This is a genomic window from Stenotrophomonas sp. YJH_SMC_8 (assembly GCF_059371315.1).
In genome coordinates, this window is sequence record NZ_JCAFUL010000009.1 from 90,924 (window position 1) to 113,817 (window position 22,894).

19 protein-coding genes are annotated in these 22,894 nt (G+C 65.4%); 13 read left to right on the forward strand and 6 right to left on the reverse strand.

Annotation, left to right across the window (positions count from 1 at the left end; genetic code table 11):
* Window positions 1–50: 50 nt before the first annotated feature.
* On the forward strand, window positions 51–560 hold the full coding sequence (locus AC5P88_RS12955) for a hypothetical protein (RefSeq protein WP_459047741.1): 510 nt from the start codon (window positions 51–53) through the stop codon (window positions 558–560).
* A 167-nt stretch (window positions 561–727) separates the two neighbouring features.
* Window positions 728–1,756 carry a tetratricopeptide repeat protein gene (locus AC5P88_RS12960; RefSeq protein ID WP_111113802.1) on the forward strand — a complete coding sequence of 343 codons (1,029 nt, stop codon included), beginning with the start codon at window positions 728–730 and terminating at the stop codon, window positions 1,754–1,756.
* A gap of 109 nt (window positions 1,757–1,865) precedes the next feature.
* Here AC5P88_RS12960 and AC5P88_RS12965 read toward each other — a convergent pair whose 3' ends face one another.
* Genes AC5P88_RS12965 through msuE form a run of 3 tightly spaced genes read right to left on the reverse strand, consistent with a single transcriptional unit; the run spans window position 1,866 to window position 4,561 of the window.
* Window positions 1,866–2,900 carry a methionine synthase gene (locus AC5P88_RS12965; protein WP_106548479.1) on the reverse strand — a complete coding sequence of 345 codons (1,035 nt, stop codon included), beginning with the start codon at window positions 2,898–2,900 and terminating at the stop codon, window positions 1,866–1,868.
* A gap of 39 nt (window positions 2,901–2,939) precedes the next feature.
* Window positions 2,940–3,917, reverse strand: coding sequence for a DUF1852 domain-containing protein (locus AC5P88_RS12970; protein ID WP_106548480.1), 978 nt, complete (start codon window positions 3,915–3,917; stop codon window positions 2,940–2,942).
* Between the two features lie 56 nt (window positions 3,918–3,973).
* Window positions 3,974–4,561, reverse strand: coding sequence for an FMN reductase (gene msuE / locus AC5P88_RS12975; protein ID WP_495225227.1), 588 nt, complete (start codon window positions 4,559–4,561; stop codon window positions 3,974–3,976).
* Between the two features lie 75 nt (window positions 4,562–4,636).
* Here msuE and AC5P88_RS12980 point away from each other — a divergent pair, with 75 nt between their 5' ends.
* The 5 genes from AC5P88_RS12980 (at window position 4,637) to AC5P88_RS13000 (ending at window position 11,014) form a co-directional block, all read left to right on the forward strand.
* Window positions 4,637–5,551 carry a LysR family transcriptional regulator gene (locus AC5P88_RS12980; RefSeq protein WP_099552177.1) on the forward strand — a complete coding sequence of 305 codons (915 nt, stop codon included), beginning with the start codon at window positions 4,637–4,639 and terminating at the stop codon, window positions 5,549–5,551.
* On the forward strand, window positions 5,551–6,420 hold the full coding sequence (locus tag AC5P88_RS12985) for a methylenetetrahydrofolate reductase (RefSeq protein ID WP_495225228.1): 870 nt from the start codon (window positions 5,551–5,553) through the stop codon (window positions 6,418–6,420). Before AC5P88_RS12980 ends, AC5P88_RS12985 begins: the two co-directional genes overlap by 1 nt.
* Window positions 6,421–7,243: 823 nt before the next feature.
* Entirely contained in the window at window positions 7,244–7,675 is a 432-nt protein-coding gene (locus AC5P88_RS12990) for a BLUF domain-containing protein (RefSeq protein WP_106548484.1), read from the forward strand.
* Between the two features lie 40 nt (window positions 7,676–7,715).
* Window positions 7,716–8,234: a hypothetical protein gene (locus AC5P88_RS12995; protein WP_495225229.1), complete on the forward strand. Its 519-nt coding sequence runs from the start codon at window positions 7,716–7,718 to the stop codon at window positions 8,232–8,234.
* A 131-nt stretch (window positions 8,235–8,365) separates the two neighbouring features.
* Window positions 8,366–11,014, forward strand: a complete 2,649-nt coding sequence (locus tag AC5P88_RS13000; protein ID WP_495225230.1) for an excinuclease ABC subunit UvrA — start codon at window positions 8,366–8,368, stop codon at window positions 11,012–11,014.
* A 65-nt stretch (window positions 11,015–11,079) separates the two neighbouring features.
* On the opposite strand, the gene AC5P88_RS13005 is transcribed toward AC5P88_RS13000, so the two are convergent.
* Window positions 11,080–11,982 (reverse strand): LysR family transcriptional regulator, encoded by a 903-nt coding sequence (locus tag AC5P88_RS13005; RefSeq protein WP_111111694.1) that lies wholly within the window; start codon window positions 11,980–11,982, stop codon window positions 11,080–11,082.
* A gap of 109 nt (window positions 11,983–12,091) precedes the next feature.
* Here AC5P88_RS13005 and AC5P88_RS13010 point away from each other — a divergent pair, with 109 nt between their 5' ends.
* From AC5P88_RS13010 to AC5P88_RS13030, 5 genes are all read left to right on the forward strand, one after another.
* Window positions 12,092–13,213, forward strand: coding sequence for a 4-oxalomesaconate tautomerase (locus AC5P88_RS13010; protein ID WP_495225294.1), 1,122 nt, complete (start codon window positions 12,092–12,094; stop codon window positions 13,211–13,213).
* 76 nt (window positions 13,214–13,289) lie between these two features.
* On the forward strand, window positions 13,290–14,348 hold the full coding sequence (locus AC5P88_RS13015) for an ABC transporter substrate-binding protein (protein WP_111111692.1): 1,059 nt from the start codon (window positions 13,290–13,292) through the stop codon (window positions 14,346–14,348).
* A 14-nt stretch (window positions 14,349–14,362) separates the two neighbouring features.
* Window positions 14,363–15,196, forward strand: coding sequence for an ABC transporter ATP-binding protein (locus tag AC5P88_RS13020; protein ID WP_057504056.1), 834 nt, complete (start codon window positions 14,363–14,365; stop codon window positions 15,194–15,196).
* Complete coding sequence (locus AC5P88_RS13025) at window positions 15,180–15,956, forward strand: ABC transporter permease (protein ID WP_005409726.1); 777 nt, start codon at window positions 15,180–15,182, stop codon at window positions 15,954–15,956. Before AC5P88_RS13020 ends, AC5P88_RS13025 begins: the two co-directional genes overlap by 17 nt.
* 134 nt (window positions 15,957–16,090) lie before the next feature.
* On the forward strand, window positions 16,091–17,530 hold the full coding sequence (locus tag AC5P88_RS13030; RefSeq protein ID WP_495225232.1) for an OprO/OprP family phosphate-selective porin: 1,440 nt from the start codon (window positions 16,091–16,093) through the stop codon (window positions 17,528–17,530).
* Between the two features lie 25 nt (window positions 17,531–17,555).
* On the opposite strand, the gene AC5P88_RS13035 is transcribed toward AC5P88_RS13030, so the two are convergent.
* Window positions 17,556–18,803: an arsenic transporter gene (locus AC5P88_RS13035; RefSeq protein WP_286073603.1), complete on the reverse strand. Its 1,248-nt coding sequence runs from the start codon at window positions 18,801–18,803 to the stop codon at window positions 17,556–17,558.
* A 191-nt stretch (window positions 18,804–18,994) separates the two neighbouring features.
* Complete coding sequence (locus tag AC5P88_RS13040; protein ID WP_495225233.1) at window positions 18,995–21,571, reverse strand: glycoside hydrolase family 3 protein; 2,577 nt, start codon at window positions 21,569–21,571, stop codon at window positions 18,995–18,997.
* A 216-nt stretch (window positions 21,572–21,787) separates the two neighbouring features.
* On the opposite strand from AC5P88_RS13040, the gene AC5P88_RS13045 reads away from it, so the two are divergent.
* Window positions 21,788–22,834 (forward strand): LacI family DNA-binding transcriptional regulator, encoded by a 1,047-nt coding sequence (locus tag AC5P88_RS13045; protein ID WP_111203256.1) that lies wholly within the window; start codon window positions 21,788–21,790, stop codon window positions 22,832–22,834.
* Window positions 22,835–22,894: the final 60 nt, after the last annotated feature.

Consider the following 22,894-nt stretch of genomic DNA (forward strand, 5'->3'; position numbering starts at 1 on the left):
CAGGGTAGCGCGTCCAGGCAGCGGACAGCCGGTGCCTTCTTGAACGATTCATGGTCGATGATCGCGGTGCCATCGCAATCTCAATCCGTGCGACAGCCGATCGTATTCTTCCGGCCATGGATTCCCGCCTTGAGATCGCAGATTCAATGTCCGTCCCCCGGCATTCCGGCTGGGTGCAGAGCGGCGAACGTTGGGACCTGTGGTGGAATGGGCGCTCCGTAGCGAACATCGTGCCGCATGCAGTGCTTGGCTTCCGGGTGTGCCTGGAAGCACGCAGAGTGCCCAGGGCAAAGATCGTTGCAGCAGCGAATGCACGGCAGGCCAAGCGCTATGCCGAGCGCTGGTGCGCTGCACGACTCTGCCCGCAGCTGCGGCTGCGCGATGCGGTGGCGAGGCTGGTGGGTGCCACACTCGAAGCGGGCAGATCGTCACCAGTACAGTCGCGGCAGCAACGGCAGCAGGCCCGTCGGTTGGCCGAGGCCGGAGCTGGGGAAGTGGCACGGATCAAGAAGGTCCTGGCGCTGCGAAGGGCAGTACCAGCACCTATAATCGCGCCCTGAGCATCGATCGCCACCCTCGATGCTCGGGGTTCCGGGGGATGCCGTGACCACGCGCGTAGGAATATTTTCCGTTGCGGAAGCCCGGAAAGGTGCAGCGCGCATGGCGATAGTGGGCGGCAAAGCCTGAGTTTGATTTGCACGCGGTATTTTTCTGGAATTGATGAAGAGTGAAGAAGTTCATGGAAGATTCGATTGGAGCCCGGGTTCGCACAGTTCTGTGCACGGGCCTGTTTGTTTTCGCCTGCAGCGCCCACGCGCTTGGCAATGACGAAGCGGCCTCGTTGAAGAGCGTGCTGGCAGCAGCCGAGACCGGCAGCGCAGATGCCGAGAATGATCTTGGAGATCGCTACAACCAAGGCAACGGTGTGGTCAGGAACCCGGTGACGGCGGTTGAGTGGTATCGCAAGGCTGCTGAGCAGGGCCATGCATCTGCCCAATCCTCCCTTGCCGTGATGTATCTGAACGGAACCGGGGTTCCCAAGGATCTCGCGCAAGCACTGTTCTGGGTGCGCAAGGCGGCGGAGCAAGGCAACGGTCTTGCACAGTCCGACCTGGGGATGATGTACCTGGAGGGATTGGGCGTGTCAAAGGATGATGCGCAGGGCCTCTTCTGGATCCGCAGGTCGGCCGAAGGAGGAGCTTCCGCGGGGCAGTACAACCTTGGCAGCCTGTATGAGCGCGGCGGCGCGGGCCTCACCAAAGACCGGGCCGAGGCCATGCGCTGGTACACCAAGGCGGCCGTCCAGGATCTGAAGGGAATTCTGGTCAGCGATGCTCGCCAGAAGCTGTGCTCGAGTGGCAAGGAGGGCCAGGTGTGGTGTGACCAGATCGAACCCCCGCCGAGGTTCAACTCGGTTGAGGAACTGATGGCAGCTGCCAAAAGTGGCGACGCCGAGGTTCAGGCCGTGCTCGCGACCATGTATGCCGATGGTATCGGCGTGCCGAAGGACGATATCCAATCAGCCGCCTGGTTCGGCAAGGCGGCAATGGCGGGCTACGCGCCCGCCCAGTTCGAACTCGGGAACCTGTATGCCAGCGGGCAGGGCGTGCCCAAGGACAGGGATGAGCAGATCTACTGGTACTGCGAGGCTGTCGCACAGGGACATGACGGGGCGTTTACCAATCTCCAGATAATGAGCGCCCTCGAACTGTTCGATCCGAAGGACTGCCCGGAGCGCCGTGCACGCAGGCGATGATTGCCATCGGGCAATGACTGCCATCTCACCCGGACCTCACGCAGAGGCCCGGGTGCAGGAAGGCCTCACACCAGGGGACGGCCGGTATTTCCGCTCAACCGGTGCCTGATCACGCCGAAAGCTCCTCACGCACGATCTTCGCCCCGGCGCTGAGCGCGCGCAGCTTGCCGCGCGCCACTTCGCGCGCCAGCGGTGCCATGCCGCAGTTGGTGCTCGGGTAGAGCTTGTCGGCATCCACGAACTGCAGCGCCTTGCGCAGCGTGTTGGCCACGTCTTCCGGCGTCTCCACCGTATTGGAGGCCACGTCGATGGCGCCCACCATCACCTTTTTGCCGCGCACCAGTTCGATCAGGTCGATCGGCACGTGCGAGTTCTGGCATTCCAGCGAGATGATGTCGATGCTGGAGGTCTGCAGCTTGGGGAACGACTCTTCATACTGGCGCCATTCCGAGCCCAGTGTCTGCTTCCAGTCGGTGTTGGCCTTGATGCCGTAGCCGTAGCAGATGTGCACGGCCGTCTGGCACTTCAGGCCTTCGACGGCCCTCTCCAGCGCAGCCACGCCCCAGTCGTTCACTTCGTCGAAGAACACATTGAAGGCGGGCTCGTCGAACTGGATGATGTCCACGCCGGCGGCCTCCAGTTCCTTTGCCTCTTCGTTGAGGATCTTCGCGAACTCCCAGGCCAGTTTCTCGCGGCTCTTGTAGTGCGCGTCGTACAGCGTGTCGATCATGGTCATCGGGCCGGGCAGGGCCCACTTGATGGGTTGCGCGGTCTGGCGGCGCAGGAACTTCGCATCCTCCACGAACACCGGTTTCGGGCGGCTGACCGCGCCAACCACGGTCGGCACGCTTGCATCGTAGCGGTTGCGGATGCGCACGGTCTCGCGCTTCTCGAAATCGACACCACTGAGGTGCTCGATGAAGGTGGTGACGAAATGCTGCCGGGTCTGTTCGCCGTCGCTGACGATATCGATGCCGGCGTGCTGCTGCTCCTGCAGGGACAGGCGCAGTGCATCCTGCTTGCCTTCAATCAGGCCATCGTCCTGCAGTTTCCAGGGTGACCAGAGCTTCTCGGGCTCGGCCAGCCAGGAGGGCTTGGGCAGGCTGCCTGCGGTGGAGGTGGGAAGCAGTTTCTTCGTCGACATTGCGTCTTGTTTCCTGGGGGCGAATGGGGAATCGGTGGATCAGCGGGCAGCCCACTGCTCAAGCACGGCGCGGTACGGCTTGATGAAGTGTTCTTCGGTGAACCTGCCCTGCTTGACCGCCAGCTGGCTGCGCTCTTCGCGGTCGTAGACGATGCGGGTCGAGGAGTAATCCTGGTGCTTCAGGCTGGGCTGGTAGACCTTGCCTGCCACGGAGTTGGCGTTGTAGATCTCCGGGCGGTAGATCTTCTGGAAGGCCTCCATCGTGCTGATGGTGCCGATCAGCTCCAGGTTCGAGTAGTCGCCCAGCAGGTCGCCCTGGAAGTAGAACGCCAGCGGTGCCACGCTGCCCGGCGGCATGAAGTAGCGCACCTGCAGGCCCATCTTGTCGAAGTACTGGTCAGTGGGAGAGAACTCGCCCTGGCGATACTCCACGCCCAGGATCGGGTGGTGGTTCTCGGTGCGGTGGTAGGTCTTGCTGCTGGATACGCTGATGCAGATCACCGGCCCCTTGCTGAAGTTGGCACGGTAGGCGTCGGACTCCAGGAAATGCTTGAACAGCTTGCCATGCAGGTCGCCGAAGCCTTCCGGAATGCCAAAGGTGGCCTTGCCTTCGTTGCTGGCCGGCAGCACCACACTGAAATCGTAGTCGCGCACGTAGGACGAGAAATTATTGCCGACGATGCCTTCGGTACGGGCACCGGTGCGGGTGTCGACGATGGTCGGACGCAGCACCTCGATCAGCGGGAACGGATCGCTGCCATCACCGCCATCGATGTGCATCTCCACCGAGATGATGTCCAGCTCGACCGCGTAGCGATCCGCGCTGGGGTTGTCCCAGTGCGCCAGATCGTTGAAGCGGTTGTTGATCATGCTGATCGTGTTGCGCAGGTTTTCCTGGCGGGACGCACCGCGGGCCAGGTTGGCGAAATTGGTGGTGATGCGCGTCCCGTCAGCAGGCTGGTAATCCTCGTTGAAGGGGATGCGCGTGATGCTGAAGGTAAAGGTGTCGGTCGTCATGGGTGGCGTTCCGTAGTGCGGGATGACATCCGGAGGCGGGCGAAGGCATCCGGCATTCAAAGTGCTGCGGCGGCCTCGAGGGCAGCGGCGCGATGGCGGGGCAGGGCCAGCAGCGGCAGGGCCCGCCGCACCGCCAGCCGTGCCCGCTCGATCAGGGCATCGTTCTGCACGCGGCCGTCGGCGAAATCGCGGTCGGTGGCGTAGACGCCCAGTGGCAGGGTGCGCGCCTGGAAGAAGCTGAAGAGCGGGCGCAGCTGATGGTCGATCACCAGCGAATGGCGCTCGCTGCCACCGGTGGCGGCCAGCAGGATGGGGGTGTCGACCAGTGCGTCCTGGTGGACGAAGTCGAAGAAATGCTTGAACAGCCCGGTGTACGAGCCGCGATAGACCGGCGTGCTCACCACCAGCACATCAGCCTGCTCGACGGCGGCCAACTGCCGTTCCACGGTGTCGGGCAGCTGCGAACGCCAGAGCGCGCCGGCCAGCTGCGGGGCCAGTTCGCCCAGCTCGACCAGGTGCTGCTCGCTATGGATGTCTTCGCCGATCAGGCCCAGCAGATGCTCGGCCAGGGTGGCGGCCCTGGAGGGGCGCTGCAATCCGCCGGAAACGGCGACGAGTCGAAGGGGGCGGGTAGGTGAAAGCATGACCCGATGCTAGCTACGCCCTTCCATGACGTAAAATGGTATTACTTCACCAATCCATGAGCAGGATTCATCATCATGCTGGAGCGGATCCACCTCAGTATCGTGCAGCAGGTCGAGCAGCAGGGCTCGCTCACCGCCGCCGCCGGCGTACTCAACCTGACCCAGTCGGCCCTGAGCCACAGCATGAAGAAGCTGGAGCAGCAGCTGGGCACCGACGTCTGGCTGCGCGAAGGCCGCAGCCTGCGGCTGACCCAGGCCGGGCAGTACCTGCTGGCGGTTGCCAACCGGGTGCTGCCACAACTGGATCTGGCCGAGGAGCGGCTGGGCCAGTTCGCACAGGGCGAGCGGGGCGCGCTGCGCATCGGCATGGAATGCCATCCCTGCTACCAGTGGCTGCTGAAGATCGTCTCGCCGTACCTGGCCGCGTGGCCGGACGTGGACGTGGACGTCAAGCAGAAGTTCCAGTTCGGTGGCATTGGCGCGCTGTTCGGCTACGAGATCGACCTGCTGGTCACCCCGGACCCGCTGCTGAAGCCGGGCCTGAAGTTCATTCCCGTATTCGACTACGAACAGGTGCTGGTGGTGGCCAGCAACCACGCCCTGGCCAAGGTGGACCACGTAAAGCCGCGCCAGCTCGGCCAGGAAGTGCTGATCAGCTACCCGGTGCCGTTCGAGCGCCTGGACATCTACAACCAGTTCCTGCTGCCGGCCGGTATCACCCCGCGACGGCACAAGGCCATTGAAACCACCGACATCATGATGCAGATGGTGGCCAGCGGCCGCGGCGTGGCGGCCATGCCACGCTGGCTGGTGGAGGAGTACGCCGCCCGCATGGATGTGGTGCCCGTTCGCCTGGGTGCGAAGGGCATCCCCAAGCAGATCTACCTGGGTGCACGCGAGGCGGATACCGGTATCGACTACCTGCAGGCTTTCATCGAACTGGCACGGAACAGCACGCCGCTGGCCAGCAATGCGCGCGGGGGCACGTAATGGCCGCACCTACGTCGCTGCGGGCGCGGGCCTTTCTGGATGCCTTTTCGCTGGAGGTGAGCGCCAAAGCCATGCCCGCGCTACACGCGGAGGCTGCCCGCATTCCACGCGGCACGACAATCTCCATTCCCTGGCTGGCCAGCGAGGACGACGACGCACGACTGGCTGCGGCGCGCAGGGTGCGTGAGCTGGGCTTCGAGCCGATGCCGCATCTCTCGGCCCGTCGCATCGGGTCGCGTGTGGTGCTTGAACGGTTCCTGCAGCGCGCCGCCAACGAGGCCGGTGTCGCCCAGTGCCTGTTGATCGGCGGCGATCTGGCCACGCCCGCCGGCCCATTTGCTGATAGCGCTTCGATCATCGAGACCGGGCTTCTGGAGAGGGCCGGCATCAAGGCCGTCGCCATCGGCGGCCACCCCGAGGGCCATCCGGTCATGGGCAGTGTCGGGTGCTGGCAGGTGCTGGAACACAAGTGCCAGGCCATCGAAGCGCGCGGCATGGCGCCGATGATCATCACGCAGTTCGCCTTCGATGCCGACATCGTTCTGGCCTGGTTGGACGCGCTGCGCGCCCGTGGCATCGACGTTCCGGTGCTGGTCGGCGTGCCGGGTCCGGCAAGCATCGCGCGGTTGGCACGCTACGCCGCAATGTGCGGGGTGGGTGCCAGTGCATCCATGCTGGCAAGGTACGGCATCTCGATCGGGCGGCTGCTCGGGACCGCAGGGCCGGAAGTATTCGTGGACCACCTGGTGAGCCGTTTGACTGACGCCCACGGGTTGGTCAGCCCGCACTTCTTTCCGTTCGGTGGTATTGCCCAATCACTGGACTGGATCAAACGGCACCGGCCGCAGGCATCGGCAGTCGGCGGCTGACGGGCCATCGATGACGGCTACCGGGCAGCGCATGTGGTTGCCCGGTCCCGTCCCGGTCAGCCCTGCCGGTGTCGTATCTCGGACGGGCAACTGATCAGGCCGGCATTGCTGATGGCCTGGCGCGTACCGCATGCGCGGCACGCAAGCACCGTTCCCCCTCTTACATGCTCCATCTCCTGCTCACCCCAGACACTGGTTGCGCCGCACGCCGTGCAGGTTGCTTCGATCTGCAGGGCCCGGGCCAGGTCGCCCTCCGCGCCTGGTCTGTAGGTGAGGTCGGTGATCTTGAATATGCCGGTATGACTCATTGGAACGCCGTTGTGGGTCTACTACGGGAAGATATCGATGCAGAGGTGTCGGGCGCGTCGGCGCGGTGTCGAGAAGCGGTGCGGGTCAACTCAGGGGTCACTACGCAACGTGAATTCCTCCAGCCGTGCACGGCTGACGGACTGGTGGTTGCCACACCCCGGGCAGCTGAGCGAAGCGGCGCCGTTGAGGTCGACAAGCCCATGATCAGGAATGGCCCGGAATTGCCTTGAGCATTTCAGGCAGGAGCAATCAATCCGGGTGACCTGCAGCAGGGTGCCATCCTCACGCGCCACTCCTTCGACGCTGACTACATAGAACTGTCCGATGTCTCGCATGAAGATGAACAATGCTCTGAACGTTTGGGGCGCCCATCATGCCGTCTGACGTGCCGTACGGCGCAGCCATCGACCGTCCTTATTCTGAAGAGTTAAGAATCAGGATCAGGGGGCAGGCTTGTGCCGGGTGCTAGAGTGTGAGCGGGTGCCGATGTGGCGCCATATTCAAGGCGAAATTCATGCCCATTCGGGCCGTTGTATATGCAAGTCAAGCAGTAGAAGGTCTTTCGATCGATCGCCTGGAGGCGCTCGTGGCCGATGCCGCGAGGTTCAATAAAGTTGCAGGCGTGACGGGCGTGCTGCTGCACGACGGCACGCGATTCGTGCAGTACTTCGAAGGGCCGGAAGATGGCGTGGCCAGCGTCTACGAGCGCGTGCTGCAATCGGCCAGCCATACGGATGTCGTGGAGCTGGCGCGGGGGCGCGTCTCCACCCGGCAGTTTCCCTATTGGTCGATGCACCAGCTTCCTGCCGATCAGCTTCTGGTCGGCAGACTTGCAAGGGCCGACTGGTCACGCTTCAAGAGAAGCCAGCCCGAGGAGATCGCAGGCTCCGCGTGGGGAATCGATGTGCTTGCCGCGGCGGTAGCGCCCTACGTGCACGCCGCCTAGTTTCGGCTTCGGCGACCACTTCATCGAGGTGTGCAGTGACATGAAGGTTCTCATCGCGCTCATCGCTGCACTGCTGGCTGCGGGCCCGGCGCTTGCCGACTCCCCGCTGCCGCCGCCGGAGAGGTTCACGGCATGTTCCCCCGCTCGAAATCTCTGTGCTGATTCCGATCCGGCCCTCAATTCAACGCGGGTAACACCACATGCATCGGGCCAGGATGCCTGGCTGATACCCGGATGGCATCGCTGGTTGTTCCCATCGGACGATGGGGAGTCGGTTGTGGTCGGCTACGAGGGCATGAACCTGGTTCCGGCTGACGTGACGTTGAGCGAGCCGGTGCTGCATTTCTACAATCGCGGCCGCCTGGTTCGCACCGTTACGCTCGATCAGTTGTATCGGCGCACATCGCAGCTTCGGCGCACTGTCTCACACCTCTCGTGGGTGACCAACATCGGCTTCAATCGCTCCAACCAGTTCGTCGTCGAGCTGGTCAATGGAGAGAAGGTGGCGTTTGCTCCCAGAACGGGGGCCCGCGAGCCGGTTCGGCCGGACGGGCGCTGACAGTCCGTTATGGGTGTTCGGAAGTCACGCATGGCGTGACCGCGCCATGCCCCATGTTCACCCCGCAGCAGCGAGAATGCACCATCGGGCGCGCCTCACGCGCGCTTTCCTCTGCCCGCAGGATCGCGAAGATGTCCAAGCCCCCCTTTGGTGAATCGTCATGTGCCGCCGCTGCCAGCGGTTGCGTCGAGGTACGCGGCGCGCGCGAGCACAACCTCAAGAATGTCGACGTCTCCATTCCGCGCAACGCATTGGTGGTGTTTTCCGGCGTTTCGGGCTCCGGCAAGTCATCGCTGGCCTTCGGCACCGTCTTCGCCGAAGCGCAGCGACGCTACTTCGAATCCGTTGCGCCCTATGCGCGGCGCTTGATCGACCAGGCCGGCGTGCCCGATGTGGACGCCATCGACGGGCTGCCACCGGCAGTGGCGTTGCAGCAGCAGCGCGGCGCGAGCAATGCGCGTTCATCGGTGGGCAGTGTCACCACGCTCTCCAGCCTGGTACGCATGATGTATTCGCGTGCAGGCGCATATCCGGCCAACCAGCCGATGCTCTACGCGGAAGACTTCTCGCCCAACACGCCGCAGGGCGCCTGCAGTACCTGCCACGGGTTGGGGCATGTCTACGAAGTGACCGAAGCCTTGATGGTGCCGGACCCGTCGCTGAGCATCCGCGAGCGCGCCATCGCCTCCTGGCCGCCGGCATGGCATGGCCAGAACCTGCGCGACATCCTGGTCACGCTCGGCTACGACATCAATGTGCCGTGGAAGACGCTGCCGAAGAAGGATCGAGACTGGATCCTGTTCACCGAGGAAACACCCACCGTGCCGGTCTATGCCGGCTTCACGCCTGCCGAGACCCGGGCAGCGCTCAAGCGAAAGCTCGAACCGAGCTACATGGGCACGTACACCGGCGCGCGTCGTTATGTGCTGCATACCTTCGCCAATACCCAGAGCGCGCTGATGCGCAAACGGGTTTCCCGCTACATGGAAGGCAAGCTGTGCCCGGCCTGCCACGGAAAGCGCCTGAAGCCGGAGGCGCTCTCGGTCACCTTCGCGGGTGTGGATATCGGTGAGTTCATGCGGTTGCCTCTGGATCAATTGGCAGATCTGCTGGAGCCCATCGCGCGAGGTGACTTCAGCGCGCACAGCCGGGGCGAACGCACCAGCAAGACGACCACGCGACGCGACCGCAGCCAGCGAGCGGCCAGCGGTCGCGCCGTCCACGCTGCGGCTCCGGATGTACGCCTGACCTCGGCCCTGTCCGAAGAGAAGCGGCTGGCTGCACAGCGGCTGGCGGGCGGGGTCATGGGGCGGGTGCGGCAACTACGGGAGCTTGGCCTGGGCTATCTCTCGCTGGACCGCGCCACGCCCACCCTGTCCGCTGGCGAACTGCAGCGCCTGCGGCTGGCCACCCAGCTCAGCTCGCTGCTGTTTGGCGTGCTGTATGTGCTCGACGAACCTTCGGCCGGCCTGCACCCGGCCGACAGCCAGGCGCTGTACGACGCGCTGGACCGGCTGCGTGATGGCGGAAACTCGGTGTTCGTGGTCGAACACGATCTGGAGCTGATGCGCCGCGCGCAATGGCTGGTGGACGTGGGGCCGGAGGCCGGCGAGCGGGGAGGGCGCGTGCTTTACAGCGGCGAACCTGATGGCCTGCGCCAGGTACAGGATTCGCGCACGGCCCGGTATCTGTTCGACCAGGTGCCTGCACCCGCCAGCCGCCAGCGCAGCGCCGGGAACTGGCTGGAGCTGAAAGGCATCCACCGTCACAACCTGCAGGGCGTGGACGCGCAGGTGCCGCTGGGGTTGCTGACGGCAGTGACCGGCATTTCCGGCTCGGGCAAGTCCAGTCTGATGGCGCAGGCGCTGCCGGAGCTGATGCTGCTGCATCTGGGGCACGAACCCGCGGACGATGGTGCCGAGGCCTCACCCACGGACGGGCCGACCGTGATCGAAACCACCCGAGGCCAACTGGCCGGTGATGTGGACGCCATCCAACGCGTGGTGCAGGTGGACCAGAAGCCGATCGGCCGCACACCGCGCTCCAACCTGGCCACCTATACCGGGCTGTTCGATCACGTACGCAAACTGTTCGCGGCGACGCCGGCCGCACGTCGTCGCCGGTTCGATGCGGGCCGTTTCTCGTTCAACGTGGCCAAGGGCCGATGCGAGACCTGCGAAGGCGAGGGTTTCGTGAGCGTCGAGCTGCTGTTCATGCCCAGCGTCTACGCCCCATGCCCCACCTGCCACGGCGCGCGTTACAACGAAGCCACGCTGAAGGTGCTGTGGAACGACCGCAACATCGCCGAGGTCCTGCAGATGACGGTGGACCAGGCGCACGCATTCTTCAGCGCGGAGGAGCCCATTGCCCGCCCGCTGCAGTTGCTGCAGGAAATCGGCCTGGGTTACCTGCGGCTGGGCCAGCCGGCCACCGAGCTTTCAGGCGGCGAGGCCCAGCGCATCAAGCTGGCCACCGAACTGCAGCGCAGCCAGCGCGGGCGCACGCTGTACGTGCTGGACGAACCCACCACCGGCCTGCATGCGTCGGATGCGGACAGGCTGCTGGTTCAGCTGCAGCGGCTGGTCGACGCAGGAAATACGGTGGTGATGATCGAGCATGACATGCGGGCGGTCGCGCAGGCGGACTGGGTGATTGACGTCGGGCCGGGCGCAGGCAGTGCCGGTGGCACCATCGTGGCGAAGGGAACGCCGCAACAGGTGGCGCGCGCGCAGGGAAGCAGGACAGCGCCTTTCCTTGCGCGAGAGCTGGCTCATCTGTAGGGCCGAGCCATGCCCGGCCACCACCCTCGGCCAGATCCAGGGTCGGCCCGTCCAGCAAACGATGCTCAGGTCTCCCCACGCCACTGGCTCATCAGCATCTGGAGAAAGCGTTCCGCAGTAGGCGAGAGCAGGGCGCCTCGGCGACGGACGATCCCGATCGTGCGCGACACCACAGGGTTGCCTATCGAGCGCGTCACCAGGGTGGGATGATCCCCGTCCGGCGTAGCCATTTTCGGCAGGACAGACACGCCGATGCCGGCCTCGACCATGCCCAGTGACGTCGACAGGTGGGTCACCTCGTAGTGCCAGCTCAGTTTGAGGTTCTCGCGCGCCAGGGCGCCGTCCAGCAGCGTGCGATTGCCGCTGGTGCGATGCACGGTGATCAGCTGATGCTCTGCCAGGTCAGCCCACTCCACCCTGCGCTTGCGGGCCAGGGGGTGGTCGCGGCGGCAGGCCAGCACAAACGGGTCTTGGGCCAGTACGTCGAAATCGAGATTCGGATCGTTGGCGCCCATGAAGTTGATGCCGAACTCGACTTCGCCACGTTCCACCGCCTGCAGGCCCTCGGTCGCCGGGATATCCAGGATCCGGAAGCGCACGTTGGGATGCGCTTCGTGGAAGCGCGCCATCACGCTGGGCAGGAAGTAGAACGCCGCCGTGGGCAGGCAGGCGATGGTGACGGTAGCGCCCCGCGTATCGTCCCGGCCCCGCAGTGAGAACAGTGAACCATCGAATTCCTCCAGCATGCGACGCACCAGCGGCAGCAGGTTCTCGCCGACGGCGGTGGTGCTGACGCTGCGCGTGGTGCGCTCCAGCAGTGGCGAACCCACCGCCTGCTCCAGCTTCTGTATCCGTCGGCTGAGTGCCGGCTGGGAGACGTGCAGGATCTCCGCGGCCCGATGGAAGCTGCGCGTCTCCGATACCAGCAGGAACGCGCGGAGATCGAGGATTTCGCAATTGATGCTCATTGGGTATCAATCATCCAAAAATCAGCAATTCACAGATCAATTGGGGTCATGCCAGTATCGAATCACAGAGGGGTCATTCATCCCCTATACGCATCAATCTAGCACACGTATGTCCAACGATCTGCTCAGCATTCCCTGCGTGCTCATGCGCGGTGGCACCTCCAAGGGCCCGTTCTTCCTGGCCAGCGACCTTCCGGCGAACACCGCCGAACGCGATCGCCTGCTGGTGGAAGTGATGGGGTCGGGTCATCCGCTGCAGATCGACGGCATCGGTGGTGGCAACGCGCTGACCAGCAAGGTGGCCATCATCGACAGATCCAGCCGGGCAGACGCCGACGTGGACTATCTGTTCGCCCAGGTAAGGGTGGAGCAGCAGGTGGTGGACACGTCCCCCAACTGCGGCAACATGCTGGCGGCGGTGGGCCCATATGCCATCGAGCGGGGGCTGGTGCAGGCCCAGGATCCGCAGACCGAGGTGCGCATCCACAACGTCAACACCGGCAAGCTGATCATCGCGACGGTGGAAACGCCCGGCGGCAATGTGGTCTATCGCGGTGATACGCGCATTGCCGGCGCGCCGGGCTCGGCCTCGCCGGTCAGGCTCTCCTTCCTCGATGCGGCAGGCGCCCGCACCGGCAAGCTGCTGCCCAGCGGGCACGCGCAGGAAACCATCAATGGCGTGCCGGTCAGCCTGGTGGACTGCGCCATGCCGATGATGCTGGTGCGTGCCGAAGACCTGGGCGTGCACGGTGATGCCTCGCCCGCCGAACTGAACGCGGACGCGGCGTTCATGCGCCGGCTGGAAGCGCTTCGCATCGAGGCGGGGGCCCGCATGGGCATCGCCGACGCCGGCAACACGGTCATCCCCAAGCCGGTGCTGCTGTCGGCGCCCCAGCATGGGGGCGATCTGCAGGTGCGCTATTTCATGCCGCACCAATGCCATACCGCACTGGCCATTACCGGCGCGGTCGGCCTGGCCACCGCCGCCGTCACGCCGGGTACGCTGGCCCACACTTTGGTCGGATGCCTGTCCGTTCCCGGCAGCATTACCCTCGAACATCCGAGCGGGGCCCTGGAGGTGGGTCTCAGTCGCAGTTCGGACGATACGCCGGTGATTGCCAGCGTGGTGCGCACCGCACGCCGACTGTTCGACGGTCGGGTATACGCAACTTCGCCCGCGCACGCCACGGCCAGTACCACCCAAGACCGCCAATGGACGTCAGCGGCATGATCTGAAACCGGCTGGGTCGGCACAGGCGTGCCTGCCCCGCCACCACAACGTAGATGCTTCACTCCTGGGAGGGATGATGTACAAGCAGTTCCTGATGGCCGCGCTGTGCGCGGCCGGCCTGGCCGCGGCCGGGTGCAGCAACAGCGGCCGCGCCGAAGGTGCGACCACAGGCAGCGCTGACAACGCACCGGTGCGCATCAGCGTCGGCTCCTACAACCTCAACAACCTGCCGTTCTTCATCGCCGACGCCAAGGGCTATTTCAAGGATGTCGGTCTCGAAGTGAAGACCGAGAACTTCGCCCAGGGCGGCTCCAAGGTACTGCAGGCGCTGGTGGCCAATTCCACCGACGTGGCCGTCGGCTTCTACGACCACACCATCCAGATGCAGGCCAAGGGCAAGGACGTGGTTGCCTTTGTGCTGCTCTCGCGCAATTCCGGGCTGGTGATGGCCGGCCGCGAAGATGCCACCTTCGATCCGGCCCGGCCGGAAACCATCAAGGGCCAGAAGGTCGGGATCACCGCGCCGGGCTCCTCGTCAGACTTCTTCGTCCGTCACTTCCTCGCCCAGCATGATATTCCGGCCGACAGCATCTCGCTGATCGGCGTCGGCTCCGGCGCCGCAGCGGTTGCCGCCCTGGAGCAGGGCAAGATCGACCTGCTGGTCAACTACGACCCGGCCGCCACCCTGATCACCGAGCGCAAGGTCGGCAAGATCCTCCTCGACGCGCGCAGCGACGACGGCGCCCGCCAGGTCTATGGCGGCTTGTACCCGACCTCGGTGATGTATGCCAACCAGAGCTTCCTGGACAAGCGCCCGCAGGCAGCCGAGAAGATCGCCCGTGCCGAGCAGATGGCGTTGAAGTTCATCGCCGACAACAGTGCCGAAGAGATCGTTGCCGCGCTGCCGGACAGCTACGTCTCCGGCGATCGCGCCACCTATGCCCGCGCGGTGGAGAACGCCCGCGCGATCTTTACACGCGACGGTCACTTCACGCCGGCCGACCTGGAAACCCCACTGAAGGTGCTGCGCGAGTTCAACACGGATGTGGCCAAGGCCAACATCGATCTGTCCAGGACCTACACCAATGCCTTCGTCGAGCGTGCCCACGCTGCGGCGCCGGCGGCCCAACCGTGATCGGAGGTAACCCCATGGCCCTCAATGCCACCGTGCGCCAGCTCAACGGCGCGCCGCAGCTGGAGCCTGCACAGACCATGGTCGCCCTCAACAAGGTGACCATGTCCTTCGGCGAATTCACCGCCGTGCGTGATGTCGACATCCAGGTGGGTGACGGCGAGTTCCTTGCCATCGTCGGGCCGACCGGCTGCGGCAAGAGCACCATCCTCAATTCCGTGGCGGGGCTGTTGAAACCGTCCTCCGGCGAAGTAGCCATCGATGGCCGTACTGTCAGCGGCGTGCAGGAGTCGGTCGGCTACCTGTTCCAGCAGGATGCGCTGCTGCCGTGGAAGACGGCTTACCAGAATGTTGAACTCGGCCTGCGCTTCCGCGGCGTGCCCGAAGCCGAACGCAAGGCCAAGGCCAACGCGTGGCTGGCCAAGGTCGGCCTGGCCGGTTTCGAACATCGCTACCCCCATCAGCTGTCCGGTGGCCAGCGCAAGCGTGTGCAGATGGCGCAGGCGCTGATCGTCGAGCCGAAGGTGATCCTGATGGATGAACCGTTCTCGGCGCTGGATATCCACACCCGGCACCTGATGCAGAACGAGCTGCTGCGTCTGTGGCAGGAGGACCGGCGCTCGGTGATCCTGATCACCCACGATCTGGAAGAAGCGATCGCCCTGGGGGATCGCGTGGTGGTGCTGTCCTCCGGCCCAGCCAGCCGCGTGGTGCGCAGCTTCGACGTGGATCTGGAGCGTCCGCGCAACGTGGCCGAGATCAAGCTGGATGACCGTTTCACCGACCTGTACCGCGACATCTGGGCCTGCCTGCGCGGCGAAGTGGAGAAGAGCTATGCACGCCAAGACTGACAAATTCATCCAGCTGGCCCTGGTAGTCGCCGTTTTCGGCGGCTGGGAAGGCGGTATCGCGCTGGGCGTGATCGATCCGTTCTTCTTCCCTTCGCCGACGGCGATCGTGCAGCAGGCCTGGACCTGGTTGTCCGATACCTCGTTCTACCAGCACGTCTACATCACCCTGACCGAAACCGCGCTGGGCTACATCATCGGCACCGGCCTGGGTGTCGCCGGCGGTGTCTGGCTGGGCCTGAGCCGCCGCTCGGCGCGCATCCTCGATCCCTTCATCAAAGGCTTCAACGCAATTCCGCGCGTAGTGCTGGCGCCGATTTTCGTGTTGTGGCTGGGGCTGGGCCTGTGGTCGAAGGTGGCGCTGGCGGTCACCCTGGTGTTCTTCACCACGTTCTTCAATGCCATGCAGGGCGTGCGCGAGGTGAATCCGGTGGTGCTGGCCAATGCCCGCATCCTGGGCGCAAGCCGCAGCGACCTGCTGCGCCATGTCTACTTCCCGGCAGCAGCCAGCTGGATCCTGTCCTCGCTGCGCACCTCGGTTGGCTTCGCGGTGGTCGGCGCGATCATCGGTGAGTACCTCGGGGCCTCGGCGGGCCTGGGTTACCTGATCGCGCAGGCCGAGGGCAACTTCAATGCCGTGGGCGTGTTCGCCGGCATCATCATCCTGGCCGCCTTCGTGCTGGTCATCGACGCTCTGCTGGACGTGGTCGAGAACAAGCTGATCACCTGGCGTCCCAACGCCCAGGCACAGGCCACCAGCTGAACCGGCCGCGCTGAGCCGGCCTGCCGCGCCGCCGGACCGATCCGGCGGCGCGCACTTCCTCCCCCGATCTTCCCCCGCACCACCGCAACAGGCCAGCGCCGGGCCAGGGGGCCGGCTGGCCGGAGAGAGAGCCCATGAATCATTCCACCGTGCTGCCGCTGGCAGCGCTGTCGGTCGCGCTCGGCCTGCTGTTGGCCAGCGGTCACGCAGGCGCCCAGTCTGCTTCGCCCCAGCCCGCACCACTGAGCCATGCCGAACTGTCACGCCTGGTGCAGCAGCAGGCGCTGCAGATCCAGCAATTGGAAGCGCGCCTGCGCGCCGTCGAGGGAGGGCAGGGCATAGCGGCCGGGCTACCCACGCCGCCGGAGCCCGCACCTGTGCTTGAGACGCGGGTGGCGGCACTGGAATCCAACCAGTCCAAGCTGCCGAAGGTGTCCTGGGCCAAGGGCGCACCGGAGCTCAGCAGTGCCGACGGCAATACGGTGTTCCGTCCCCGCGGACGCCTGTTCGTCGATGCCTCCAGTACTGACGGTTCCGCGGTCGCCGACCGCAACGTTTCGGGAACGGAGATCCGTTCGGTACGCCTGGGCGCAGAGGGACGCTACGGAACCCTGGGCTGGGTGGTGGAGGGCGACTTCGCCGACAACGCGGTGGCCTGGAAGTCGGTCTATGCCACGCTGGACCACACCCTGTTCGGCCTGCCGGCCGATCTCACGGTTGGCAATCGCTTGAATGATCGCGGTATCGATGGCTCCAGCAGCACCTCCAACACGCCATTCCAGGAGCGCAACGTGGTCGGCACGCTGATGCTGCCGCAGCGCGGCCTGTTTGGTGTCGGGCTGACCGAGCGCGTGTATGGAAAGGGGTGGCATGCCAGCGTGTCGGTGGCCGGCAACGATCTCAACAACGCCGGCACCGACAACGACAGCCAGACCTGGGCCACGCGCGTGCACTGGAACCCCGTGGCCAGCGACGCGGTCACGGTGCACCTGGGGGCCTGGGCGTTCCACGAGGAGATCGCCGCAGGCGCCAGCGGCGTTGTTCGCAGTTCGGCCATCGCCGGGCATTTCAACGATCTGGTCAAGATCGCGCCGGGCACACTGCTGGGCGCCGAGCGCAGCACGGCTTACGGTGCCGAACTGGCCGGCTTCTTCGGAAAGGCGTGGGCGACCGGCGAATGGGGCACCCGCAGCCTGCGGGGGAGCGACGCCAGCGGCCGTTATGATCGTGACCACGAGGCCTGGGCGATCTCGGCCGGCTGGTTCTTGGCTGGCGCACGCCCGTCCTACACGGGCAAGACCGGTACCTGGGGACGCGTGAAGGTGGCCGACCCGGTGACGCGTGGCGGTCGCGGCGCATGGGAGCTGAAGGGCCGCTATGAAGACGTGGACTATGCCGAACTGCCCAGTGGCGGCACCGGCCACGCATGGACGCTGGGCGCGAACTGGTACCTCAACGATTTCAGCCGCGTGATGTTCGAAGCCGTCCGTTGGCAGACCCGCCACCGCAGTGGCAGTGCAGCAGGCAGGGATGAAGGCACTACCTTCAATACCCGCCTGCAGCTGGCGTTCTGACACCGATACGCCGCCCGCGCGCCGATCAGAGCAGCAGCAGCGCTCCGATCAGCGCGGGCGGCATCACCAGCGCGCCGACGCGCAGGAAGTCGAGCGCGCTGACATGCTCGCCCTCGCGACGCAGCGCCACCAGCCACAGCATCGTGGCCAACGAGCCGGTCACCGACAGGTTCGGGCCCAGGTCCACGCCAACCAGCAATGCGGCACGGGTCTGTGCCGGCAGCTCTGCCATCTGGCCCAGCGAACCGGCCGCCAGGCCGACCGGCAGATTGTTGGCCAGGTTGCTGAGCAATGCGGCCGCACCACCCGCCAGCCAGCTGGCCTGCTGCGGCGACGCCTTCGCCAGCGCCTGCAGAGCGCCGGCTGCACTCTGGATCACGCCGGTCTGCGCTACCGCTTCCACAAGCACGAAAAGCCCGGCCACCAGCGGCAGCACGCCCCAGGATACGTGGCGCAGCAGCGGTAGCGGGCTGCGGCGCTGACGAACCACCACCGCCGCCACGCTCAGTGCACCGGCGCAGAACGTGGCCAGGCCCAGCGGCCCGTCAAGTGCAGAGGTCACCAGCAGCACGCTGCCGGTGAACAGCACACCCAGCGCACTCAGGCGCCCGCCCTCGGTCAGCGGGCGATGCTGCGGCGCGGCCACCAGCGGCTGTGCGATCTCGCGCCGGTGCACCCAGCGCAGCACAAGATAGGTCGCACCGATCGCCGCCAGCGAGGGCAGTGCGAACTGCGCCAGCCACTGCAGCAGCGGTGGCATGTGCTGGCCGTAGACCACCAGGTTGGCCGGGTTGGAGATGGGCAACACGAAGCTGGCCGCATTGGCGATGAAGGCACAGACGAACAGGTAGGGCAGGGGATTGGCGCGGGCCGCCTTGCAGGCCGCGTAGACCGCCGGGGTCAACACCACGGCTGTCGCATCATTGGAAAGAAATACCGTTACCAGCGTGCCGACCAGGAACACCAGGTCGAACAGGCGCCGCCCCGAGCCGCCCGCATGCCGCACCGCATACAGCGCCAGCCAGTCGAACAGCCCTTCGCGGCGGGCGAGCTCGGCCAGCACCATCATGCCGACCAGGAAGAGGTAGACGTCGCGGCCTTCGGCGACTGCGTGCCAGGTAGTGCCGAACGACACGGTGCCGCTGAGCGGAAGCAACGCGGCCGCGCCGAGCGCCCACGCGTACTCCGGGATGCGGAACGGGCGGAACAGCAGGCCGACAGTGGCAATGGCCACCGCCATCCAGATGATGAGCGAAGAATGGGAAGCGAGCATGGAGTAGGGGCGTGCGTGGTGCCATCCATCGACCCCGCCGCCGGTTCTCCGGCGTACGTGATCGGCGTGCAGGCGCCCGCTGCGATCAGTGCAAGTGCCGGGGTTGCGGCATCATACCGTGCCGGCTGCCCAGCGAATGCCCTGGCGCGGCGCGTTCCGTGACGGCCGCGCCAAGGCATTCAACACGGCGCCTACTGCGTCGCGCACTCCACCTTGCGATCGAACTCCGTGCCCAGTACGACCGATGTGATCGCAAGCGTTGTGCCCTTTCCGGCGCGCAGTGCGAACGGTACGCTCAAGCGGCTCATGTCTGCCCCGGCCTTGGCCAGGCACTTGAGGGGAACGCCCAACCTGACCCACTCATTCCGCGGCGCTGCCGACAGCGCAGGGCCCAGCGCAACCTCGGCAGCACACGCCGCCCCGCAGACGGTACCCAGTGTCACTGCGGATTCCGCCGGGAGCTGTTCGACACGCACGGTCGCTACCACGGAGAGCTCGCCGTTGGTCTCGCGCGACCAGTCCAGCGGAGTACTGGCCTGCAACGCCACCGTGGCCGGCGCCCGGAAACTGAACTGGCGTGCGCCCTCCTGCACATCGGTGTTGATCGCGACCATCGCCAGTGACTGGTCGGCAGTGGTTGCATTGGGATGCACGACATCGGTCGATTCGCCATTGGCGGCAGTCAGGCGAAGCATCAGGCCGGTGCCGGCTACACCACGCTCGAACAGGGTGCCGCTACCCGCGGCGTCCGGATCAATGCCGGGGTCTTCGGAAAGCGCAGGCAGATTTCCCTTGTCGGCATAGGTCAGGCCGTATCCGAAGGCGAACTGCGGGTCGTAGTCCTTCTGCCCCACGTTGTTCTCGTACTGGTTGGCGCGGCGTGGCCAGGAGTAGCTCAGCTTTCCGCGGAAGTCGTGTTGTACGCGCCCATCGCCCCCGCGCAGCAACACATCGGCCACGCCCCCACCTTCCGAGCCCGGCAGCCACGCAGCCACGAAGGCATCGGCGGCGTTGATTTCGCGGTTCAGCCACAGCGGGCGCCCGCTCAGGAACACCCCCACGACCGGAATGCCGTCTGCCTTCAGGCGTCGCATCAGCTCCAGGTCTCCGGACTTGCCGTTCTTGAACATCAGGTTGGGCAAGTCGCCCTGAAATTCGGCGTAGGGATCTTCGCCGAACACCACGATGGCTACATCGGGGCGATTGCGGTAACGGCCATCGATGGCCAGTTCCGCCTGGCCGCCTCCCGACTTGACCTGTGCCTGCAGACCTTCCCAGATCGTTTCCGCATTCGGGAAGTCCTCGCGACGCGTGCCATCGCCCTGCCAGCTGAGCGTCCAGCCGCCCGCCTGACGGCTCATGTCGTTGGCGCCATCGCCGGCAACCAGTACGCGCTGTTTCGGCGAGAGTGGCAGCAGCTGGTTCTGGTTCTTGAGCAGCACCAGCGATTCACGCACGGCCTGCCGCGCCACCTGGCGATGCGCCGGCGCCCCGAGCAGCTCGAACTTGCCGCCCAATGCGCGCTCGGAGGGCTTGGGTTTGTCGAACAGGCCCATGCGCATCTTCACCCGCAGGATGCGGCGAACGGCATCGTCCAGCCGCGCCTCCGGCAAGCTGCCGTCCTTCACGTGGGCCAGCGTGCTTTCATACATCCCCTTCCAGCTGTCCGGTGCCATGGCCATGTCCAGGCCGGCGACGTAGGTCATCGCGCAGTCGGTGTTGCTGCAGCCCTTGATCTGGCCATGGCCGTTCCAGTCACCGACCACGAAGCCGCCGAAGCCCATCCGGCCCTTCAGCACATCGGTCAACAGTGGCTTGTGCCCGTGCATCTTCTCGCCATGGAAGCTGTTGAACGACGCCATCACCGACTGCGCGCCCGCATTGATCGCCGGCAGGTATCCTGCGGCATGGATGTCACGCAATTCGGCCTCGCTGACCGTGGTGTTGCCCTGGTCCTTGCCGTTGCCCGTGCCGCCATCGCCGAGGAAATGCTTGACCGTGGTCATCACGTGGTGGTCGTCGAGGAAGTCCGCAGCCCCCGCCTTGCCCTGCAGGCCTTCGACGAAGGCCCCTGCATAGCTGGCCACCAGTGCCGGATCTTCCGAGTAGCCCTCGTACGTGCGCCCCCAGCGGTCATCCTGCGGGACGGCCACGGTCGGTGCGAAGGTCCATTCCATGCCGGTCACGCGGGTTTCGGCCGCGGTGATCCTTGCGATCTCGCGCAGCAGTTCCGGGTTGCGCGCTGCGCCCAGGCCGATGTTGTGCGGGAACAGAGTGGCACCCACCACGTTGCTCTGGCCATGCATCGCATCAATGCCCCAGACGATGGGAATGGCCTTGCCACCGTTGCGCGTGTCCATCGACGCTTCCCAGAACGCGTCGGCCAGCGCAAGCCATTCGGCGGGCTTTGCGTTGTAGCGGCCACCTGGGTCGGATGCGCCGCCTGCCAGTATTGAACCCAATCGATATCTGCGCACGTCATCGGGCGTGATGCTGGCGATATCACCCTGCACGATCTGGCCGACCTTTTCTTCCAGCGTCATTGATGCGATCAGCGCGCCGATGCGTCGTTCCATGGCCGGATCGTTGGCCAGCGGCCAGGTTGCCCTGGGCCAGTGCGCGGGAGTGATGGTACCTGCGTCGTTCACCGCGGCAGGGGCCGCACCGGACGCAGGTACCAGGGCCATGGCAAGCGCCGCAGCCAGCATCAGGCGGTGGGGATGGAACACGGGGTTGCGCTTCGCACGATCGGAATGACGGACGTTCATCGGAACAATCATCTCGGAAGGGTGGCTTGGGTGGGCTCGGCGGCCGGAAAGCAACCTGACAGCGTTGTCAGTCAAAACCGAGCATACCCAGCCCGTGGGACGAATGCTTGCTGCACAGCGGCATGGGTTTTGAGGATAAAGTTGCATCTGCATCCACATCCCGTGGTGCAGGATTCAGGCAAAGATGGTGAGGCTATGACGGGCAGAGGGCGGGGGATGCCGGGAGCTGAGCAGGTGCTCGCAGGCAGGCCGGGACGCGTGCGGATCGAGGATGTCGCGGCAACGGCCGGTGTCTCGATGAAGACCGTCTCGCGGGTGCTCAACAACGAACCGAACGTCTCCAAGAGCACCCGGGCCCGGGTGGACGCGGCGGTAGAAAAACTGCGCTACCGCCCCTTGCCCTCGGCACGGGTCCTTGCTGGCCGGCGTTCCTACCTCATTGCGATGCTCTTCGATAATCCCTCCTCGAACTATCTGATGGAGATCGAGATGGGGGTGCTGGACGCGTGCATGGAACAGCACTACAACCTGATGCTCGCTCCGCTGATCTACGACGCGGCCGATATCGTGGAAAAGGTCGAGTCATTGATCATGCAGTCGCAGCTCGACGGGGTGGTGCTGACGCCGCCGCTGACAGACGACACCGCCCTGCTGGAACGCCTGGTCGACCTCGGCATCCCGTATTCCAGCATTTCGGCGAAGGAGCAGAACCGGAACGTGGGCGTCGTCGTGGATGAAATCGGCGCGGTGGTAGCGCTGATCGCACACCTGGCCTCGCTGGGCCATACCCGTATCGCCCATATCAAGGGACACGCCGCGCATGGCGCAAGCATGTGGCGCCTGGCAGGCTATCGCGAAGGCCTGCGCAGGGCAGGCTTGCGCTACGACCCCAGCCTGGTCCTGGAAGGCGAGTTCTCATACGAATCCGGCTACATCGGCGCCAACGCGCTGCTTGCTCGGCCTGATCGACCGACCGCCATCTTCGCCGCCAACGACGATATGGCGGCAGGCGTCATCTGTGCGGTGTTTGAACACGGCCTGTCGGTGCCAGCCGATATCTCGGTCTGCGGTTTCGATGACACGCCGATCGCCCGTCAGATCTATCCGGCATTGACCACGGTCTGCCAGCCCACCCGCGAGATGGGCCGGCGCGCGGCCATGGAGCTGATCAAGGAAGTGCGCGAGCTCGGCAGCGGTGGCGTGGTCGATATTGCTTACGCCCTGAAGGTCCGGCGATCCACGGGGCCCGCCCGTCACGATTGAGCGCAGGTCCGATGGCGCGCCGGCGCAGCCGGCGCGCCATGCTGGCAGAGCAGGGCGTGC